General features: G+C 51.2%; 17 protein-coding genes and 1 pseudogene. 6 read left to right on the forward strand and 12 right to left on the reverse strand.

The window, feature by feature from the left end; genetic code table 11:
* Position 1 precedes the first annotated feature (1 nt).
* Positions 2-3262, forward strand: a complete 3261-nt coding sequence (locus SIB68_RS08000; RefSeq protein ID WP_063399104.1) for an efflux RND transporter permease subunit — start codon at positions 2-4, stop codon at positions 3260-3262.
* Positions 3259-4170, forward strand: a complete 912-nt coding sequence (locus SIB68_RS08005) for an alpha/beta fold hydrolase (protein WP_063399103.1) — start codon at positions 3259-3261, stop codon at positions 4168-4170. Before SIB68_RS08000 ends, SIB68_RS08005 begins: the two co-directional genes overlap by 4 nt.
* On the opposite strand, the gene SIB68_RS08010 is transcribed toward SIB68_RS08005, so the two are convergent.
* Positions 4155-5162 carry an RpoD/SigA family RNA polymerase sigma factor gene (locus tag SIB68_RS08010; protein ID WP_413681822.1) on the reverse strand — a complete coding sequence of 336 codons (1008 nt, stop codon included), beginning with the start codon at positions 5160-5162 and terminating at the stop codon, positions 4155-4157. The genes SIB68_RS08005 and SIB68_RS08010 overlap by 16 nt on opposite strands.
* Positions 5163-5255: 93 nt before the next feature.
* A complete protein-coding gene (gene mgtE / locus SIB68_RS08015; protein ID WP_063399211.1) occupies positions 5256-6677 on the reverse strand; it encodes a magnesium transporter in 1422 nt (473 codons plus the stop codon).
* Positions 6678-6752: 75 nt separating this feature from the next.
* On the opposite strand from mgtE, the gene SIB68_RS08020 reads away from it, so the two are divergent.
* On the forward strand, positions 6753-7232 hold the full coding sequence (locus SIB68_RS08020) for a glutathione peroxidase (RefSeq protein ID WP_063399212.1): 480 nt from the start codon (positions 6753-6755) through the stop codon (positions 7230-7232).
* Here SIB68_RS08020 and SIB68_RS08025 read toward each other — a convergent pair whose 3' ends face one another.
* From SIB68_RS08025 to gyrB, 5 genes are read right to left on the reverse strand one after another with little or no spacing between them, the layout of a single operon-like run.
* Entirely contained in the window at positions 7233-8990 is a 1758-nt protein-coding gene (locus SIB68_RS08025) for a glycosyltransferase family 4 protein (protein WP_063399213.1), read from the reverse strand.
* 24 nt (positions 8991-9014) lie between these two features.
* Positions 9015-9374: a fluoride efflux transporter FluC gene (locus SIB68_RS08030; RefSeq protein ID WP_063399214.1), complete on the reverse strand. Its 360-nt coding sequence runs from the start codon at positions 9372-9374 to the stop codon at positions 9015-9017.
* Positions 9367-9762, reverse strand: coding sequence for a FluC/FEX family fluoride channel (locus SIB68_RS08035; protein ID WP_063399215.1), 396 nt, complete (start codon positions 9760-9762; stop codon positions 9367-9369). The genes SIB68_RS08030 and SIB68_RS08035 overlap by 8 nt, the downstream gene beginning before the upstream one ends.
* The gene (locus SIB68_RS08040) at positions 9755-10081 is read right to left on the reverse strand and encodes a hypothetical protein (RefSeq protein WP_063399216.1); all 327 of its coding nucleotides are present in this window, start codon (positions 10079-10081) and stop codon (positions 9755-9757) included. The genes SIB68_RS08035 and SIB68_RS08040 overlap by 8 nt, the downstream gene beginning before the upstream one ends.
* Positions 10081-12048, reverse strand: a complete 1968-nt coding sequence (gene gyrB / locus SIB68_RS08045; protein WP_063399217.1) for a DNA topoisomerase (ATP-hydrolyzing) subunit B — start codon at positions 12046-12048, stop codon at positions 10081-10083. The genes SIB68_RS08040 and gyrB overlap by 1 nt, the downstream gene beginning before the upstream one ends.
* Before the next feature lie 229 nt (positions 12049-12277).
* Here gyrB and infC point away from each other — a divergent pair.
* From infC to rfbG, 3 genes and pseudogenes are all read left to right on the forward strand, one after another.
* Positions 12278-12501 (forward strand): annotated as a pseudogene (infC, locus tag SIB68_RS08050) (translation initiation factor IF-3); the annotation flags it as partial.
* A 142-nt stretch (positions 12502-12643) separates the two neighbouring features.
* Positions 12644-13414, forward strand: a complete 771-nt coding sequence (gene rfbF, locus SIB68_RS08055) for a glucose-1-phosphate cytidylyltransferase (RefSeq protein ID WP_063399257.1) — start codon at positions 12644-12646, stop codon at positions 13412-13414.
* Positions 13411-14529, forward strand: a complete 1119-nt coding sequence (gene rfbG, locus SIB68_RS08060; protein ID WP_063399219.1) for a CDP-glucose 4,6-dehydratase — start codon at positions 13411-13413, stop codon at positions 14527-14529. The genes rfbF and rfbG overlap by 4 nt, the downstream gene beginning before the upstream one ends.
* A gap of 188 nt (positions 14530-14717) precedes the next feature.
* Here rfbG and SIB68_RS08065 read toward each other — a convergent pair whose 3' ends face one another.
* The 5 genes from SIB68_RS08065 to SIB68_RS08085 all read right to left on the reverse strand — a co-directional run bounded on the left by SIB68_RS08065 (position 14718) and on the right by SIB68_RS08085 (position 19134).
* Entirely contained in the window at positions 14718-15266 is a 549-nt protein-coding gene (locus tag SIB68_RS08065; RefSeq protein WP_063399220.1) for a dTDP-4-dehydrorhamnose 3,5-epimerase family protein, read from the reverse strand.
* Positions 15267-15830: 564 nt separating this feature from the next.
* Positions 15831-16592, reverse strand: a complete 762-nt coding sequence (locus SIB68_RS08070) for a cephalosporin hydroxylase family protein (RefSeq protein WP_063399221.1) — start codon at positions 16590-16592, stop codon at positions 15831-15833.
* On the reverse strand, positions 16589-17410 hold the full coding sequence (locus SIB68_RS08075) for an NAD-dependent epimerase/dehydratase family protein (RefSeq protein WP_063399222.1): 822 nt from the start codon (positions 17408-17410) through the stop codon (positions 16589-16591). Before SIB68_RS08075 ends, SIB68_RS08070 begins: the two co-directional genes overlap by 4 nt.
* Entirely contained in the window at positions 17407-17913 is a 507-nt protein-coding gene (locus tag SIB68_RS08080; protein WP_063399223.1) for an acyltransferase, read from the reverse strand. The genes SIB68_RS08075 and SIB68_RS08080 overlap by 4 nt, the downstream gene beginning before the upstream one ends.
* Positions 17914-17928: 15 nt before the next feature.
* Complete coding sequence (locus tag SIB68_RS08085) at positions 17929-19134, reverse strand: class I SAM-dependent methyltransferase (RefSeq protein ID WP_063399224.1); 1206 nt, start codon at positions 19132-19134, stop codon at positions 17929-17931.
* Positions 19135-19137 lie beyond the last annotated feature (3 nt).

Below are 19137 nucleotides of genomic sequence, written 5' to 3' on the forward strand. Positions count from 1 at the left end.
CATGGCGTTCTCCGACAACTTCATCAAAAGACCAGTTCTGACAACAGTCTGCAGCATCCTCATCGTGCTGGTTGGAATTATCGCAATCCCTTCCTTACCAATCGCCAACCTGCCAAATATCGCCAGTCCACTGATTCAAGTCACAGCAAACTATGGCGGCGGGAATTCGCTAGTCACCGAACAAGCTGTCACCAATCCGTTAGAGCAACAGATCAACGGTGTTCCTGGCGTTAACTACATCTCGTCCACCAGTGACATGGAGGGGCAAAGCACAATCAATGTCTACTTCGATGAGGCCACCAATATCAATATCGACCAAGTCAATGTGCAAAACCGCGTTTCCCTGGCCATGCCCCAGCTACCGGAGCAAGTTCAGGCGACGGGTGTTTCCGTTGAACAAAGCAATCCATCCATCCTGCTGGCCTACCAAGTTGGTTCAACGCAGGGGCAATTTGATGCTAATTACCTCAATGGCCTGATTTATAAACAGCTCTATTACCCCCTTGGCAGAGTCCCAGGAGTTGCCAATGTTGGCGTACTGGGTGGAGCAAATCCAGCCTATTGGCTATTTATCAATCCCGACAAACTGGCAGCCAACAAACTAACCGCCGAAGACATCATCAATGCTGTAAAAAGCCAGAACAGCGTAGCGATTGGAGGTCTTGTAGGCGGTCCTCCTGCAACAGGTGACCAAGCCTACACATACCCAATCCTGGTTGAAGATAATGGCAATCTTGTCTCCATCGAAGACTTCAATAACCTCATCATTAGTCGCACTACAAGTGGCAATCTATTACTGCTAAAAGATATTGGCGAAGTGATTTATGGCTCCAATACTTTTACAGCCGATGCAATCGACGTGAATGGGCACCCAGCCATGACACTGGCTGTCTACCAGACACCTGATAGCAACGCATTAGACGTTTCCAATGACGTGGTGAAAGTAATCGATCAGTTTGCTGCCGCAGCTCCACCAGGGATCAACGTATCGCAGATCTACAACATTGGTCAATTTATTGAATCCTCTGTTGAAGGAGTCGTTGATGCCCTTGGGCTTGCAATTGTCCTGGTGCTGCTCATTCTCTTTATTTTCCTGCAGAACTGGCGAGCAACAGTCATTCCAAGTTTGGCCATCCCAATCTCTCTAATTGGCACCTTTGCCTTCCTTAAAGTCTTCGGTTTCTCCATTAATCAACTCACCCTGCTTGGCCTAGTTCTCGCTACGGGATTGGTGGTCGATGATGCAATTGTGGTGATCGAAGCTGTATCAAAAAACATCGAATCAGGGATGCGTCCTCGCCAGGCAGCACTGGCCTGCATGGGAGAACTATTTGGCGCCTTAGTGGCTACGGCCTTGGCCCTGATGGCCGTCTTCGTACCAGTGGCCTTCTACCCAGGTGGCATCGGCATCATCTACAAGCAATTCGCCCTAACCATTGCCTTCTCAATTGCTATCTCAGCATTTAACGCCCTAACTTTCTCACCAATGTTGTCAGGCTTGATTCTACGTAGCGACAAGCCTCGAGAACCCAAAGGTTGGGGCTGGATCCTCGCAGGAGTGTTAGTGGGATTAGCCTTTGGTCGCTTCACAGCAACTGCTTTCGGCAGTTGGACCTACGTACTTGGTGTGGTGTTGGGTGTCATCGCCAGCAGCAACCTCCCTTTCATTTTTCATCGTTTCAACAGCTTTTTCGATGATTTACAAAAGCGTTATGCGCAACTGATCAAATCGTTAATCACTAAACGCCGCTTAATCCTGGCCAGTCTCGCTGGTGGCATCCTGCTGACTGCCTTCGCCTTCACTGCCATTCCCTCTGCCTTCATCCCGGAAGAAGACCAAGGGTATGGATTGGGTTTTTACCAACTTCAAAATGGCGCCTCACTGAGCCAAACCCAACAAACAGGAGAACAAATTGCCGAGCTGCTCAAAACCGAAAAGAACATCGATGCAGCGTCAATTGTGAGTGGCTTCGGTTTCAATGGCTCCAGCCCCGATCAGGGTGCATTCTTTTTCGGCCTTAAGCCTCTCAATGAACGCAAAGGCAACAGCAACAGTGCAGCAGCCATCGTCGATCGGCTTAACGCCAAGTTAGAGAAGCTCAGTAGTGCCATGGCGGTTTCTGCCCAACCTCCTGCTGTCCCGGGCTTCTCATCTCAGGGAGGGTTTTACTTCCAGCTCAACGATCTCAGCAACGGTTCCTACAGCTTCAACCAACTGGATGGGATTGCCAATGATCTCATCAAAGCCGGTAAGGCAAGCAGCGAATTCTCCAGCCTTTACACCCAGTTCATTCCCAGCGCTCCGGCCTTCGGACTCCAAGTCGACCGAGCTGTGATGGGAGCCTTAAACGTTGACTATCAGGAGGCAATGAACACCATCGCCACCCTGGCTGGCAGCAACTATTCAGGCCTCACATACGAAAACGGTCAAGTCCGCAACATCTATGTGCAATCATCAGCCGAACAACGCAACGACATTAACGACATCCTGAGTTATTACGTGCGCAGTCGTGATGGCGAGCTTGTACAAGTCTCACAGTTCGCCTCCGCAAACCTGAGCAGTGCGCCCCCAGTCATCAGCCATTACAACCTCTACCGCACAGTGCTCATTCAAGGTGCGGAGGCCGTCGGCAAAAGTTCAGGCCAAGCCTTGCAGGCCATTCAAGACCTCTTCCAAAAACAAGACTTCTCCAACATCGGCTACGCCTTCACCGGCTTGGCTGCACTGCAGTTATCTGCAGGCAGCGCAAGCATCATGGTCTTCGGACTCGGACTGCTCATCGTCTATCTGGTGCTATCTGCCCAATACGAGAGCTATGTCACACCAGTCATCATTCTGATGACTGTGCCATTAGCGATGCTTGGAGCGTTGGCGTTTCTAGCGATCCGCTCGATCGACCTCAACATCTATGCCCAGGTTGGCCTGGTGACCCTCATCGGCCTGGCGGCGAAGAACGGCATCCTGATTGTGGAAGTCGCCGAACAAAATCTGAAAAGCGGCATGACCCCGAGTGATGCTGTGACTGCCTCGGCCGAATCCCGCTTACGTCCCATCCTGATGACTGCCATTGCAGCCTTAGCCGGCTTCCTCCCTCTAGTGGTGGCCAATGGAGCTGGTGCCCATAGCCAACAATCACTGGGCACTGTGATTTTTGGAGGTCTGGTGGTGGCCACAGTGCTGTCTCTAGGAGTGGTACCGCCCTTTTATGTTGTGGTGAAGCATCTAGAGGAGCGCTGGTTCAGCAGCGAACCACAGATTTGACAAACGCCGAAGATCACATTTGGACTTGGCAGGATTGGCAGGTGGCTTGGAGCAGATCAGGCACTGCAGATCATTCCAATTCAGCAACGCTACTCATCCACGGCTTTGGAGCCTGCAAGGAGCATTGGCGCCATAACCAATCGGTGTTGGCCAAAGTAAGCCCCTGCTACGCCATCGATCTGCTCGGCTTTGGTGGCAGCAGCCAACCAAGGGCACGACTGCGAGGCGAAGCCCCCCATCAAGGCGATTTCTGCTACGACTTTGATGGCTGGGGAGCCCAAGTCGCCGCCTTCTGCCGCGAAGTGGTGCAGATCCCTGTGCGCATTGTGGGCAATTCAATCGGCGGCGTGATTGCGTTACGTGCAGCCCAACTCCTCGAAGAGGCTTGCACCGGTGTCGTTCTGATCAACTGCGCCCAGCGCACCTTGGATGACAAGCGATTAGACGAACAGCCCAGCCTGATGCGCTGGACTCGTCCGTGGTTGAAAAGTCTGGTTCAGCAGCGCTGGCTAAGCAACAGCCTCTTCCGCAACGCAGCAAACCCGATGGTGATCAAGCGAGTGCTGAAGCAGGCCTACCCCAGCGGCAACAATCTCGATCGATCCTTGGTGAGCATGCTGCAAAAACCAGCCGATAGACCAGGTGCTGCAGAAGCCTTCCACGGTTTCATCAACATCTTCGACGACTACCTGGCTCCAGAACTGATGGCTGATCTAAACATGCCAGTGGATCTGATCTGGGGGGCAGCCGATCCATGGGAACCGTTACAGGAGGCACGTCGCTGGGCTGCGTTGCTGCCTTGTATCCGCTCCCTATCAGTGGTCGATGGTGCAGGGCATTGCCCACACGACGAAGCTCCTGAAGAGGTCAATCCGCTGCTGCTCAGAATCATTCAGCAAGCCGCATAGGCCTCAACCGTTTCACTCAACTGGCGCAGACCATTGAGTCCATGGCGCTCCAGATTGCGAACACGATCACGACTGATGTCGAGGATGCGGCCAATCCCGGTGAGGTTCATCGGCTCGCCTCCGTCGATTCCATAACGCATCCGCAGCACACGACCCTGCAGCTCGGGCAACTTTTCTAGCAAGGTACGTAAATCGCCTTTCATGCAATCCACTTCCACCTTCTCACTCGGTAACTCCTCTTCCCCAGCAAGCAACTCAAGCAACTCCGTTTCATCCCCATCTCCCACCTTCATCTCCAAACTCATCGGCTGACGGGCACGGCACATCAGATCCTTCACCTCCTCCTCGGGCAACTCCACAAATTCTGCAAGTTCGCTCACTGTTGGCGTGCGCCCCATCTCCTGACTTAACTCTCGCTGGCCTTTCTTGAGCTTGTTCAGCATCTCCGTGATGTGGATCGGCAGACGGATCGTCCGGCTCTTCTCCGCAATCGCACGCGTGATCCCCTGACGAATCCACCAATACGCATAGGTCGAAAACTTGTAGCCACGGGTTGGGTCGAACTTCTCCACTCCCCTCACCAAGCCGATCGTTCCCTCTTGGATCAAATCAAGCAGCTCCATATTCCGTTTGGTGTACTTCTTGGCAACACTCACCACTAAGCGCAGGTTCGCAGACACCATCCGCTCCTTCGCACGTCGTCCGCTCTGCAACTTCTTCTTGAGCTGCAACGCACTCAATCCAGCTGCCTTCGCCAGCTCTTTATGACTCGCTGGCTCACCTGTTTGACCTTCCAGTTCAGACTCCAACTGCTCTAAAGACATCAACTCCTGCACCTGACGACCCAGCGTGATCTCCTGTTCATGGCTCAGTAGCGGCACTCGACCGATATCGCGCAGGTATGAACGCACCAGGTCGACATCTGCGGGCAACTGACGAGCAGGCACAACCGCTGATTTAACAAGGGCTTTGGAGACTGCGGAGTCGACCACGACAACTCTATTGCGTTTTGTAAAGCTTACTCCCGAGCGATCCAAAAGGCCCCTACGGGAAACCCCCTCCCCAAGCGCTCTAGGCAAAAATACCTAGAGCGCTATTCCATTTGTTTGCTGAAGCAGCCAAGCCGCTGTTCGTAAATAGATAAAGACCCCAGCCACATCAGTTGCTGTCGTAATAAAGGGCGCCGACATCAGGGCGGGATCCAGACCCATTCGATCGAACAACAAAGGCAAAGCAGCCCCAGCCGTAGCCGCCAGGGTAGTGATAGCCATCAGGCTGATCCCTACTGCTGCACCCACAAGAAGACTTTCACCCCGCCACCAAGCAAAGGGAACAACCACAAGCAACATCAACAAACCCAAAAGCCCGCCCGCCATGGCCTCACGCAACACCGCCTTCATGCGACCAAGAGCCTGGATGCGCTGAGTACTAAGACCTCGAATCACCACAGTGGAACTCTGAGCGCCAACGTTGCCGCCCGTACCGATCAACAACGGGATGAACGCCGCCAACAGCACAACATGCTTCAGCACATCGTCGTTCATGGCAATCACTTGACTAGTAAAGCCATTCGCTACCACCAATACAGCCAGCCACACCACTCGACGACGCGCAACAACCAACAAATTGCTCTGGAAATAGTCGTCTTCATCCCCCGCCTGCACAGCTCCAGCCGCATAAAGATCGCGTGTGGCCTCCTGTTCAATCACGTCAATCACATCATCGACGGTGACGATCCCTACCAATCGCTGTTCTCGATCCACAACTGGGACAGCCAAAAAGTCGTATCTCTGAATCGCTCGGGCCACCTCCTCTTGATCTGTGTCAGTGCGCACGTTCACCACATCGCGGGTCATCACATCCCCGATGCGTGCCTCCGGCTCAGCAGTCACGAGATCTCGCAATGAAAGGATCCCGGTAAGGTGGCGCTCGCCATCAGTCACATAGAGGCTATAAATCGTCTCCGTGTCAGGAGCTCTACGCCTCACGATCGTGAGAGCCTGAGCTGCACTGTGAAATTCCTTGAGGTCAATAAACTCGGTGGTCATCAAGCGACCAGCGGTTTCAGGCTCGTAACCAAGCAACTGAGCAGTAACCCGTCGCTCTGCTGGGCTCAGTTCTGCCAGCAATCGTCGCACCACCTTGGCAGGCAGCTCATCAAACAATCGCACCCGGTCATCGGGGGACATCTCCTCCACCAACTCGAGCACCTCACCAGAGCGAAGGCGTTCCAGCAGACTCTGCTGAACAGCAGGCTCTAGGTATTCGTAAACCTCAATGGCCTCGTCCTTGCTGAGCAAGCGGAAGGCCAGAGCCTGCAGGGTGCGAGGCAAAATGCCAATGGCTTCAGCGATGTCAACCGGTTGCACCGGATGAAGCAGCATCTTCACGGCGTCATAATTGCCTGCTGACAACAGCGCTTGCAGCTGCTGGGCCACCAAATCCACCAGGTCAGAGCCGCTGACGACGACCGCCTCCGGACTGGTTACCCCCGTTGCCTCGTTCATCGGCCAACCGTCAAGGCGAGCACACTGTATGGCGAATGGTCCTCGCTAGGGTCTTGAAGACAAAATCGAATGTCCATGGCCATCAACATCAGCCAGATTGTGGTTCACACTCCAGAGGGTGCTGAGAAATCCCTCAGCGAATACAACGGCACGGTGCTGTTAATCGTGAATGTGGCCAGCCGATGTGGATTTACCAAGCAATACAAAGGCCTGCAAGTGCTGCAAGACACATACGGCCCTCAGGGACTAAACGTGCTGGGCTTTCCTTGCAACGACTTTGGCGCCCAGGAGCCCGGCACCCTCGAGGAGATCAAGAGCTTCTGTTCCACCACGTACGGCGCCAGCTTCGAATTGTTTGACAAGGTGCACGCCATGGGCAAAACCACCGAGCCCTACACCACCCTCAATCAAACTGAACCAGCAGGAGATGTGGCCTGGAACTTCGAAAAGTTTCTTGTGGGTAAGGACGGCACCGTGCTCAAACGTTTCAAGAGTGGCGTGGAACCTGAGAGCACTGAACTGAAAGGTGCGATCGAGCAAGCGCTGAAGAGCTAATCACAAAGAAGTCGACCCAGCCACTTGATTGGATTCTGCAAGACCCAGTTTTACAAGCAAAGTCAACAAACGAAGGGCTTGATCACGCCGATAGCCAAGCGCAAGTAAATCAACAACTGAGACCACATTCTTATCCTTGATAAACTCCAAAAAAGTATCTGCAGAGCCACAACTGATTCCCTCTAGGAAGTCAATCGCCATTGGGCCCTTCAACAAAGCGCTGAAATAACTCGGCTTTTTCAAAGAAATTGCCTCTAAATGATGAACAGTGCTTGGATATCCCGAGAATAGTTCTCCCATTTTGGGAGCCCTCCCAGAAGCATAACCACCATCTTTTTTAGCCTGGTTACGCTTGACAGCCAAGTCAAGCCAAAGCTCACGATATCGCTCTAATACTGCCAAAGGAGAGAATAGCTGACGAAAGCGACGTAAACCCTCAGCGGCAAACCTTTCCCCTAAATCAGGACATTCAACAAATGACCTTAAAGACGTATAGAGAGCATCCTTGTCAATCAATACGCCCAAACTTGCGATGCCTATCCATATATCATAGCTGAGTTCGCGCCCATAATAAGCATCCTCCAAAGGATCATCTTTAAGGTCCAATAGCAAATCTTTTGTAGGCAAAAGGAAGCCCGTTTTTCCATCTAAAACAAGATCACGATAGCCATTCCATGCAGAAGCAATAACCGGCAATTCAGCAAGCATTGCCTCGATGATTGTCAGACCAAATGTTTCCTGAATACTATCAGAGTGTGACAGGAAGACATTGGCAGCTGCATAAACTTCCCACTTCTCATTCTCAGTCGCAGGCGACAATCCACCGACAACGATTCTAGTGAAGCCTTGAAATAATCCAGCCACCTCATCAAATGCATCCCTATATCCAGAATTAGGGAATTGACCACACTCAATCAAAACAACTTCTCTCCCATCTTGAGACAACTTGGCCAAGGCTTGATATAAAACAACGGGATGAGCCTTGCTATTGAAGGTAAGGCGGCCAACAAAGCAAATAACAAACGCCTCATCTGAAACTCCTAGCACTTTTCGCGCCAATTCCCTTCGCTGCTTTCGACTCAGATCTGGCCGATAAGGCTGCTTGCGAGGCCCTGGAAGAGGAATAACGGGAGTTGCAGGCATCCAATTATCCTTTACAGAAGGAACCCCTAAACGGCGGGCAAGATACGCTGCACGCTGTTGCCAAATTTTTTCGACAACATCCTTACCAGCATTAGAGGTACAAACAATGGCATCCCAAGGATAAAGATCTCTCGCCACACAATTAGCAACCGTTTCTATAGCCCCAGTAGAACTAAGGGTATGAATCAAACCTACAATCGAGAAATCTAACTCCTTATTAGGCAAACGAATTTCGGTGAGCCTATGTAATGAAGAGTCCAGAATTTGAAGACAACCAAGACTTGCCAAGGAATGATGGTTCCAACTTTGATGTATTCGTGCTTTAGTATTAGCTTGCATCAAGGGTGCAAGCATCTCTGTTAAAGCCTTTTGCTCTGCATCCGTTGAGCAAAGGAGATGCAATTCCTCCTCAGACTTAAGACAAGTGACAACTGCTTTTGCAAATTGCATACCCGCAACTCGACGACCATTCAGCAATGTGCTCTTGACATCGAAAGCATCAAGAGGCATCCAAATGGCAGCAGGAAAATTCAGAATTCTTGCCTGATTACTAGGATTCAGCTTAATCCCAGCTGAATCATTTGATACCAAGCCTAGTATCGGATCTCCAAGCAATGGAAGCGTGGAGGAGCTAGTCGCTCAAGGCCTGAACTGCCGACCAATCAAAAAACCAAGGGCTGCAACACCAAGACCTAAGCCAAGGGTTAGACCAATCAATCCCAGCGCTGACAACCAAGCTCCCTGGGAGATCAGGATGCTGCATTCCACCATCCAGCTACTGAAAGTGGTGAGAGAGCCACAAAAACCCACCCCCAGCAGTAACTGACGACTTGAACGGAACGGCAAACCAACCACAAACCCCAAAATAGCAGCGCCAATCACATTCACCAGCAAGTCGTTCTGAACCTGCCAGCGGAGCAAGGCCCCCGGCACAGCCCCAAGAGCCACCAGCGAGATCTCATTCAATTGATTGCGCAAGGGTTGCGTCGTTTTAGCCATCAGCCAACCCAACACCTGCAGCTGCAGCCAAGAGACCTGCCAAGATCGAACCCACAGCAAGCACAAGGGCCTCACTCCAGCGATGCTCTCGCAAGGTATTGAGTAGCTCTACAGCAAAAGTCGAAAAGGTGCTGAGAGAACCGAAGAAGCCCACACCAATCAGCAAAATTAACGGCGATGGACCAATGGCAACGCCGCATTTCTTGTGCAAAGCCAAGACAAGCCCAAGGGCAAAGGCCGCCACAATGTTCACTGAAAATGTGGCCCAGTGCTTCCTCGGCACCATCGGCTCGAGGTGGTTCACCACTCTGAGACGCAACCAAGCTCCTGGCACAGCACCTATGGCTACCAGTGAAGCCTGCCATCCAGGCAACGCCAGATCAGACATTCAGCCAGCCACGTCTAACAACACCGGCAAAGCACTCGCCGCTCCCCGAGGCGATCTTTACTTGCAGCCAGTCTTTACCATCTTCACCATGCCAACGACGGAGCACATTCAATGGGGTGCCAACGGCCAGTCTTTGCAAGCTTGGAGCCACAGCCAGAGGACTCACTCGCAATTCACAGCTTGTACCAGCAAACAAAGGTCCTGAGCTATCAGAACGACGAATTTCTGGCTGGCGACGCTCACCCCCACCAGCCGGCAAGGCTGCAGGAGCTAGCAAGGCCACCCCTAGGACCCACCCCCAACGGAGCACAACACCCATCAGATATCTAGCGCTGCCATATCGAGCTCAGCGCTGTGGGTTTCAATGAACTCCCGGCGGGGAGCAACCTTGTCGCCCATCAAAATTGTGAAGATACGATCAGCCTCTAATGCATCCTGAACCTCCACCCGCTTCATCATCCGAGTAGAAGGGTCCATGGTGGTCTCCCACAACTGCTTTGGCATCATTTCGCCGAGACCCTTAAAGCGCTGAATGGTGTAGTTGGCCTTCTCGGGGAAACCTGAGAGTGTGGTCTGTAAATCAGCCTCGTTGTAGCAATAAGTATGGTTCTTACCTCGCTCAACCTTATAAAGAGGAGGGCAAGCAATATAGATATAACCACCTTCCACTAATTCTTTCTGGTAGCGGTAGAAAAATGTAAGTATTAGCGTACGAATATGAGCACCGTCAACATCAGCATCAGTCATGATCACCACACGGTGATATCTAAGATTTTTTGAATCAAATTCTTCTCCTTTGATACCTAATCCAAGCGCAGTAATCAGCGCCTGAATCTCCGTATTTTTATATATTTTAGCATCATCTGTTTTCTCAATATTTAGAATCTTACCGCGCAAGGGAAGAATTGCTTGAAAGCGACGGTCTCGGCCCTGCTTTGCAGAGCCACCAGCCGAGTCGCCCTCCACGATGTAAATCTCTGATTCCGAGGGGTCCCTAGAACTGCAATCAGCCAGTTTTCCTGGCAACGTAGAACTCTCAAGTACACTTTTGCGGCGCACTAATTCTCGAGCACGACGTGCAGCTTCAGCTGCATTGAATGCCTGGATGGCCTTCTCAAGAATGAGATCAATCACCGCAGGATTAAATTCCAAGTACTGACTTAATGCCTCCCCAACCAAGCTGTCGACAATGCCGCGGACTTCGGTATTGCCCAACTTGGTTTTTGTCTGCCCTTCGAATTCCGGATCGGGCACCTTTACGGAAAGAACAACCGTAAGTCCTTCACGAATATTTTCTCCAGCCAGATTAGAATCTGCTTCCTTGCGTTTGCCACGCTTACGGGCAAACGTATTGAGCGTGCGCGTAAGGACTGTCTTCAGCCCCTCAATATGAGTACCCCCATCTACAGTGCGAATATTATTAGCAAATCCGAGAATGCTGTCTGAATAAGCATCAACACACCATTGCAGTGCTGCTTCAACCTGCACATTATCCTTTTCAGAATTCACATAAATAATTTCGGGATGAAGAGCATCCTTTTCCGCATTCATATAGGTGACATATTCTTTGATGCCCCCCTCATAAAAATAGACCTCCTCATAAGGAGCCCCTTCAGCATCTAAAACAGGCTGACGCTCATCGCGGAAAACAATCCGCACCCCACCATTGAGATAAGCCAGTTCACGCAAACGAGCCGACAGGGTGGCGTAATCGAAAACAATGCCACCAGTAAAGATCTCTTCGTCCGGCTTAAAACAAACGCTCGTACCAGTGCGCCCCTTCTCTGAAGCAGGCTGGGCTTCGGAACGAAGACTGCCGATCGCGGCCCCACGTTCAAAGCGCTGACGATGAACCTGTCCTTGACGGCGAACCGTCACTTCCACCCATTCACTGAGGGCATTAACGACAGAAACACCGACTCCATGCAAGCCGCCAGAGACCTTGTAACCGCCACTGCCGAACTTACCGCCAGCATGCAGAACGGTGAGCACCGTTTCCAAGGCACTCTTGCCTGTCCGAGAATGAACGTCGGTGGGAATACCACGGCCGTTGTCAGCTATTGATGCGGAACCATCTGGGCCAAGCACCACGAGAATCTCATCACAGTGCCCGGCCAACGCCTCATCAACAGAGTTATCGACAACCTCAAAGACAAGGTGATGCAACCCCCTTGGCCCAGTGGAGCCGATGTACATCCCTGGACGCTTCCTAACGGGCTCCAGCCCTTCCAGCACCTGAATTTGTTCGGCGCCATAGGCAGCCTGGACCTTGGAGTCTTCGCTCATTCAATAAATCCGCAGCCAGAAAGGGTTGTTCTAGGAGGCCTCATCGGCGAGAAACCTCGTCCTGGCAAGCTGATTTTACCACTGGCGCAAGAAGCTTGCAGGGGCCTTCTGAGAAACCATTCCCTTCAAAGGGAAACCCATCGTGACGCTGGTATGCCACTACTCCAGACTTCCAAAGCAGCAGCCAAGCCATGGATGGTCATGCTGCTTAGACCAACCGCAAACAACAAAAGATCGTGAACTCGTTCTTGTTCTAGTGAGCGAGAAGGCTGATCCGCCCCTTTGCAGAATCATAGATTACGGCAAATGCAAATTTGAACAGGCAAAGAAACAAAGAGAAAGTCGCTTCAGAGCGAAATTAAAGAGGTCAAGATGCGCTACAACTTTGTCCAGTACAAATACAAAGTGAGAATCCCCCAAACTGTTCACTTCCTCAAAGCTGGAGACGTGGTCATGGATCAGCTCAGGGCACTGGCAAAGGGCTGACAACAGAAAAACTTGGCAGGACTGCATCGCCAGCCAAGCCTCATTCACTAAGAGTGGTTCCTATGAGTAGAGAGCGATGACCAATAATCAATTGAATTGTTCTTCTGCTGTGAAAGCTGTCATCCTCGCCGGAGGACTCGGAACACGCCTATCCGAGGAAACCCACCTAAAACCCAAACCAATGGTACAGATCGGGGGAAAACCGATTCTCTGGCATATCCTCAAGACTTACAGCCACCATGGCATCAATGAATTCGTAATCTGCTGTGGATACAAGGGATATATCATTAAGGAATATTTTGCCAACTATTTTTTACACAACAGCGATGTGACCTTTCATATGGATAGCAACCATATGGAGATCCATAAACAAAATACTGAGCCATGGAAAATCACACTGGTCGATACAGGTGACGACACGCTTACAGGTGGTCGCCTTGCAAGAGTCGCGGAATACCTGGATGGCAGCTTCTGCTTTACCTACGGTGATGGTGTGGGCGATATCAACATCACAGCATTAGTGCAATTTCATAAAAAAAATAATCGACAAGCAACTCTCACTGCTGTTCAGCCACCAGGCAGGTACGGATCATTAGAGCTGGTTGGCAATGAAATCAAAAGCTTTCAAGAAAAACCCGACGGAGACGGGGGCTGGGTCAACGGCGGCTACTTCGTTCTAGAAACATCAGTGATCGAATTGATTGATGGCGACAATTGCAGCTGGGAAAAAAAGCCACTCGCAACATTGGCAGATATGGGACAACTCGATGCTTATTTTCATCATGGTTTTTGGCAGCCTATGGATACACTTCGTGAACGCAATAAACTTGAAGAGCTATGGCAATCAGGAGAAGCTCCCTGGAAGGTATGGGGTCAATGAAAGCTTCTTTACTTAACAACAATTTCTGGGCTGAAAAGCAGGTATTAGTGACAGGGCACACCGGCTTTAAAGGCAGCTGGCTATCACTTTGGCTCAGCAAATTGGGGGCCAGAGTAACAGGAATTAGCATTGAACCGGATACCAGTCCCAACTTATACACTCAATTAGATTTGATCAAACGAATTGAGAATCACCACATTGCCGACATCCGCAATGCCGAAAAAGTGGCGGAAATAGTAAAAGCTTGCAGGCCAGATGTCGTCTTTCATCTAGCTGCTCAGCCACTGGTGCGTCGCAGTTACGAACAGCCCTTAAGCACATGGGCGATCAATGTTCAGGGTTGCCTAAACGTATTGGAAGCATTGAAACTATCAGACAACAAATGTGCAGTCGTGATGATAACTACCGACAAAGTCTATGAAAATAAGGACTGGGACTTCGGCTACCGCGAATGTGACAGGCTTGGAGGAGTTGATCCATACAGTGCGAGCAAAGCGGCGGCTGAATTAGCGATCAGCAGTTGGCGCGCGAGTTTTTGTGGCAAGGAAGACCACCAGACAGAACATCTTGAGATAGCCACAGCCAGAGCAGGCAATGTCATAGGAGGGGGTGACTGGTCAGAAGATCGAATCATTCCTGATGCCATTAGAGCCCTAACAACTGATCGACCCATTTGCATCAGAAATCCACAGGCCACTCGCCCTTGGCAGCATGTACTCGAACCACTCAGTGGATACATGCAACTAGCAGAAGCACTACTGAATGAAAGCAAAAAAGATATTAGCCATAATTCTCTATGCGAAGCCTTTAATTTTGGTCCAAAGATAGAGTCGAATTTATCAGTTTTAAGACTTATCGAGCAAATACTAAAACATTGGCCAGGGACCTACATTGATCTTTCATCAGCAAATGAGCCACATGAAGCCCATCGCCTACACCTACAAATCGACAAGGCCTATCACAGACTCAACTGGCAACCGAAATGGTCATTCAGCACAACAGTGGAAAAAACGGTGAATTGGTATAAAAAAGCAAATAACGGTTATGCCCCATACGAATGCTGCCTGGAAGACATTCAAGATTACACATCACAATCAAACTCGCAATCTGAATAGGCCAAAAAGCTGCTTAAAATCTAGCCTTAGATGTCGAGTCTAGCAAAGACACAACGGCCAAGAGCTGCATGATCAGCATCATTTTCTTCTGATTTTAACGTAGCCAAGAGCAAACTATTTGGGATTATGTTCTAAGCTTTAGCAATCTTGAAAGCGGGCAATCCTGACTAAGTGTTCAACAATCTCCATCATAAGTAGTCGCCAAGCAGGGGAAGCTCCAAATCGGATTGACTGAGATTTAGTGGTGGAAGTGGCCAACTTATGGACAGCTTAGGATCATCAAAACGAACCCCTGTTTCAGCATGTGAGACCCAAGCACCTGAATGCAAATAAAGCAACTCACTTTCTGAATCCAAGGCCTGGAAGCCATGCGCGCAGCCCTCGGGAATTAACAAAGCATTCGCAGCAACCTGAGACAATTCAACCGCGTAAGAAAGACCATAGGTAGGTGATCCTGAGCGCAGATCAACTGCCACATCCCAAACACGGCCTCTTAAACATCGAACAATTTTCGCCTCGCCATGGGGAGCTGCCTGTAGATGCAGACCTCTTACCGTGCCAACAGCATCGGTGCGACTGACGTTGACTTGTGAAATTGGGCGATCACCCCATTCCGAAGCAAAGCCAATCTCTTGACGCCGAAAACAATTTAAGAATGCGCCTCGATGGTCAGAGAAAGGATGACCCAGCAGCTCAACCAAACCACTGATAGGAGTGGAGCGAACCTCAGTTTTCATCGAAATACTTGACAAAGTTCATGGCAAAAAGTTCGTCAGATCGTGTGTTGCTTCAGAGCTAACTAAATTTTTTCACTGGCTCGGCTGCACTTATCCTGACAGGATTCAAGCCAGGAAGCACACACAACAGCATCAACAAAAGGAGTTTTACAGAAGTCGACATTCGGCTTAAATCAGATTCATTCTCTTGTCTGAGGCGAAGATGGCCAAATCAGGTTCGGAGGGTGTGATCTCAGCCCCAACTGCCTATGAGACAGACAGGGCAGCACAAGTAGTGATCAACAACTAGCAATAAACCATCAATACGAAACAACCCCTGCCTGAAAACTGAGCACATTTCAAAGTCGCTGCCAATTTGCAAACAACCTAGAAGCTGTTTCAAGCGCTTATCGCTAGGGCTCGTGCAGCTAAGGGAGCGCTGCAATATTGCTTTTCTGGCACAGCGCAGAATCAGCGGCAGCGATGGGTCAGCCTCAGGCGAGTGACAATCCCCATGATCAATATGAGATCAACGCAAGCGAAGCCTGAAGACGGTCGCGACCCTCGTTCAAGGTTGATCGTGACTCAAGCTTTGCGACGCAAGTAAGCCTGAGGCCAATAGGTCACCCGCTGGCGGACTACGCCCTCGTTGAAGGGCCAATTGGGTTCATGTGCTTCGAACTCCTGATGCGCAGATAAAAACTGATTGACAGCGCTGATTGGATTGTTCGTCTCCCAGTCAGCTGCGCTGCGAGGCGCACCTGCAACCTGCTGCATGATGCCATCACAAGCAACGATGTAACTTCCAGCACTAACCAGCGGGGCATAGGCCTCAAGCTCTGCTGCAACATGGGCCTGGCTGTGATTGCTATCCAGCAAAACCAAAACCGACTCTGCAGATCCGATACGGCCCTGCACTTGCTGCACCACGTCAGGATCGGTCGAGCTGCCTTCCAACAAGGTGATCATCGGGCTGAGTCGATGCGACTCGATCGCTTTGCGGTTATGTGAGCGAATTTCAATGTCAATACCGACTACGCGACCTTTACCCATCGCCGCACATAAGCCGGCATAAAAAATCAAAGAGCCGCCATGGGCAACGCCGGTTTCAACAATCAAATCAGGCTGAAGGTCGTAGATCAACTCCTGGATGCGGATCAAATCCTCAGGCAACTGAATGATCGGACGGCCCTGCCAGGAGAAGCCATAGACATATTTAGTATCCCAACCACTACGCAGCCAGGCTCGGCTGATCAGCTCAAAGGCTTCAGGATCACCCAGATTAATCTCACGTCCATTGCATCGGACAACAGATGCAGCCTCGTCGTACTCAAATCGCGCTGTCATCGAAGAAGTGAGTCATCCATCAGCAGATTTTGCCGGAAAGGTTCACTAACAGAGCCAAATTCGCTACATAAGCGATCAATTTCAAGTTTTGGGAAGGCCAACCCCTCAGCAGGCGGAAGAGCGAATTCCACCTCGGAACCCTGCGCCCGCAACCAAGCAGCAACTTGCGCATGAGATGTATCACAACCACCACCGAGGTTATAAAGGCGATGCCGGCCGGCCTCCGCAATCAAGGGCAAAAGACGTAGCACATCAGCCAGAGCGACGTAATCCTTTGCCGCGCCTGCCGATTGCTGAATCGTGACCAATGAACCCGAGCGTGCATCTCGCAACAACGATCCAATAAAGGTGCTGGAAGGCTGCCCAGGGCCAACAACATTGCTCAACCGGACAACCCGACAGCCAATGCGTTGATCATGCAACACCAATGCCTCTCCCAGCAATTTTGAAAGGTTATACAGATCCGATGAATCTGAGCTCAGGCAAACCAAGGGTGAGTCTTCGTGAGTGGAAGCGCTGCGTGCATAGACCCTGGTCGAAGAGAGATACAACAACTGCTTGATGCCCTCGCGCTGAAGGACCTGGGACAGCAGCGACACATGCGCTTGCACCGTGTCATATGGGCGCAGGCGGAAATCAGCAGTCAGGCCAATGGCATAGATCACAGGCCCCTGGGCCTGACAATCCGCCAACCAATCCTGCAACTGCAAGCGACCGATAGCAACAACAGGGCGCTGGCACCTTTTCAGATCAGCAACCAAAGCTGCACCAATCCAACCCTCAGCGCCCAGCACGGTGATCGGTAGAGGCTCCCTCATTGGCGTGAGTCAATGGGGACTGCTGGGGAGCCGCAACAAATGCTGAAAGGGGGCAATTCTCCGCGAACAAGAGAACCCGCGCCAACCACGCAGCCTTGGCGCAAAACGGCACCATCAAGGAGCACACAATTGGCGCCAATCCAAACATCATCTTCAATAACAATCCCCCCACGCGAGGGCTCAAAGCCCTGATCAAGAATCAAGCGGCTGCGATCACGAAAGGCATGGTTAACAGGAGCCAACGTGCAATTGGCAGCGATCAGAACGTCATTGCCAATCGTGATGCCGTTGCCTGAATACAAAACACAACCGGAATTCAGATAGCAACGATCGCCGATAACGACATCTCCCAAGCCTCCAGCAGGTTTGATTTTCACGAAGCTATCGATCTGTGATTCAGCCCCAACCACCAAGCATGAACCTCGTTGCGAAAGTTCCAGATCTGCGAGATCGGAGACCCGTGCTGACGGGTGGATAGCGATCCTGGATTGAGAAGACGACATCAAGACAGGAAAAATTCAGCCGAAAAGGGTCAACTGCGGAATCGCTGTAACGAGCTGACAGCCTTTCCATTGTGCCGAAACCTCATGAATGAGATTCCATGGCAATACCAACAGCGCCTGAGGATTGCGAGCAGCCAACTCCTCCGGGCTGATCACTGGGATATGACTACCGGGGAGAAACTTTCCTTGTTTGCTCACAGCACGATCGGCAACAGCCGGCAGAAGATCGGAGCGAACGCCGGCGTAATTGAGCAAAGTGTTGCCCTTTGCAGCCGCTCCATAGCCATAAACAATGGTTTGAGATTCCTGCTGATCGATAAGAAATCGCAGCAACTGGTTTTTTGCCGTTTCAGCACGGTGCTGAAAATTGCTCCAAGCCGCCAAGGTTTCTAAACCAGCCGCTTGCTCAGCCGCCAATACCGAGGCAACTGCTCCCGTAGCTAGTGCCGTTGACGCCTCAGGCGCAAGCCAAATCCGCAAACTACCCCCGTGGGTCGGAAGCTCCTCCACATCTACAACCTTCAGGCCAACCTTGGCCGCAATCCGATCCACCACCTGCAAACTCAAGTAGCTGTAGTGCTCGTGGTAGATGGTGTCGAACTGGTTGCCCTTCAGCAAGCGCAAAAGGTGTGGACACTCGATCGAAGCCAGACCATCAGCTTTCAACAGGCAGGCAATCCCAGCAAGAAAATCATTGATATCGGGCACATGGGCCAAAACATTGTTCGCCACAACGAGGTCGGCCGATTGCAGCTCCTGAGCCAGATCAAGCCCAAAAAAACGCTCCAGCGTGGGGATCCCCTTCAGACGAGCCGCCTCGGCCGTGGCCTTGGTTGGCTCAATGCCTAAACAGGATATCCCTCGTTTTTTGATGAATTGGAGCAGATAGCCATCATTGGAAGCCAGCTCCACAACATGGCTATGTTGACCCAATCCCAAGCGCTTCGCCGCTAACCGCACAAAACGCTCGGCGTGGTCACACCAACTGGTCGATGTGCTGGAGAAGTAGGCGTAATCAGCCTTGAAGAGCTCATTGGCCGCAGCGTGAGCTGGCAATTGCACCAACCCGCAGTTCTCACAAAGGAACACCTTCAGGGGATAAGTGAGCTCTGGCTTCTCAAGCTGATCAACCGCTAGATAGGCATTGCTGGGAGGTTGATGACCCAGATCAAGGGCATGGTGCTCAAGCGGCGAGTCACAGTGACGACAGGCAAAAGTCATCTG

The sequence above is a fragment of the Prochlorococcus sp. MIT 1323 genome, from assembly GCF_047304905.1.
Classification (GTDB): domain Bacteria; phylum Cyanobacteriota; class Cyanobacteriia; order PCC-6307; family Cyanobiaceae; genus Prochlorococcus; species Prochlorococcus marinus_D.

What these genes read in the sequence shown, in the direction of transcription:
- mgtE (WP_063399211.1), bottom strand. Translation starts at nt 6,677, where the DNA reads ATGAACGAGGCAACGGGGGTAACCAGTCCGGAGGCGGTCGTCGTCAGC.
- SIB68_RS08075 (WP_063399222.1), bottom strand. Translation starts at nt 17,410, where the DNA reads ATGAGGGAGCCTCTACCGATCACCGTGCTGGGCGCTGAGGGTTGGATT.
- SIB68_RS08020 (WP_063399212.1), top strand. Translation starts at nt 6,753, where the DNA reads ATGGCCATCAACATCAGCCAGATTGTGGTTCACACTCCAGAGGGTGCT.
- SIB68_RS08000 (WP_063399104.1), top strand. Translation starts at nt 2, where the DNA reads ATGGCGTTCTCCGACAACTTCATCAAAAGACCAGTTCTGACAACAGTC.
- SIB68_RS08030 (WP_063399214.1), bottom strand. Translation starts at nt 9,374, where the DNA reads ATGGCTAAAACGACGCAACCCTTGCGCAATCAATTGAATGAGATCTCG.
- SIB68_RS08085 (WP_063399224.1), bottom strand. Translation starts at nt 19,134, where the DNA reads ATGACTTTTGCCTGTCGTCACTGTGACTCGCCGCTTGAGCACCATGCC.
- SIB68_RS08080 (WP_063399223.1), bottom strand. Translation starts at nt 17,913, where the DNA reads ATGTCGTCTTCTCAATCCAGGATCGCTATCCACCCGTCAGCACGGGTC.
- SIB68_RS08035 (WP_063399215.1), bottom strand. Translation starts at nt 9,762, where the DNA reads ATGTCTGATCTGGCGTTGCCTGGATGGCAGGCTTCACTGGTAGCCATA.
- rfbG (WP_063399219.1), top strand. Translation starts at nt 13,411, where the DNA reads ATGAAAGCTTCTTTACTTAACAACAATTTCTGGGCTGAAAAGCAGGTA.
- SIB68_RS08070 (WP_063399221.1), bottom strand. Translation starts at nt 16,592, where the DNA reads ATGACAGCGCGATTTGAGTACGACGAGGCTGCATCTGTTGTCCGATGC.
- SIB68_RS08065 (WP_063399220.1), bottom strand. Translation starts at nt 15,266, where the DNA reads ATGAAAACTGAGGTTCGCTCCACTCCTATCAGTGGTTTGGTTGAGCTG.
- gyrB (WP_063399217.1), bottom strand. Translation starts at nt 12,048, where the DNA reads ATGAGCGAAGACTCCAAGGTCCAGGCTGCCTATGGCGCCGAACAAATT.
- SIB68_RS08040 (WP_063399216.1), bottom strand. Translation starts at nt 10,081, where the DNA reads ATGGGTGTTGTGCTCCGTTGGGGGTGGGTCCTAGGGGTGGCCTTGCTA.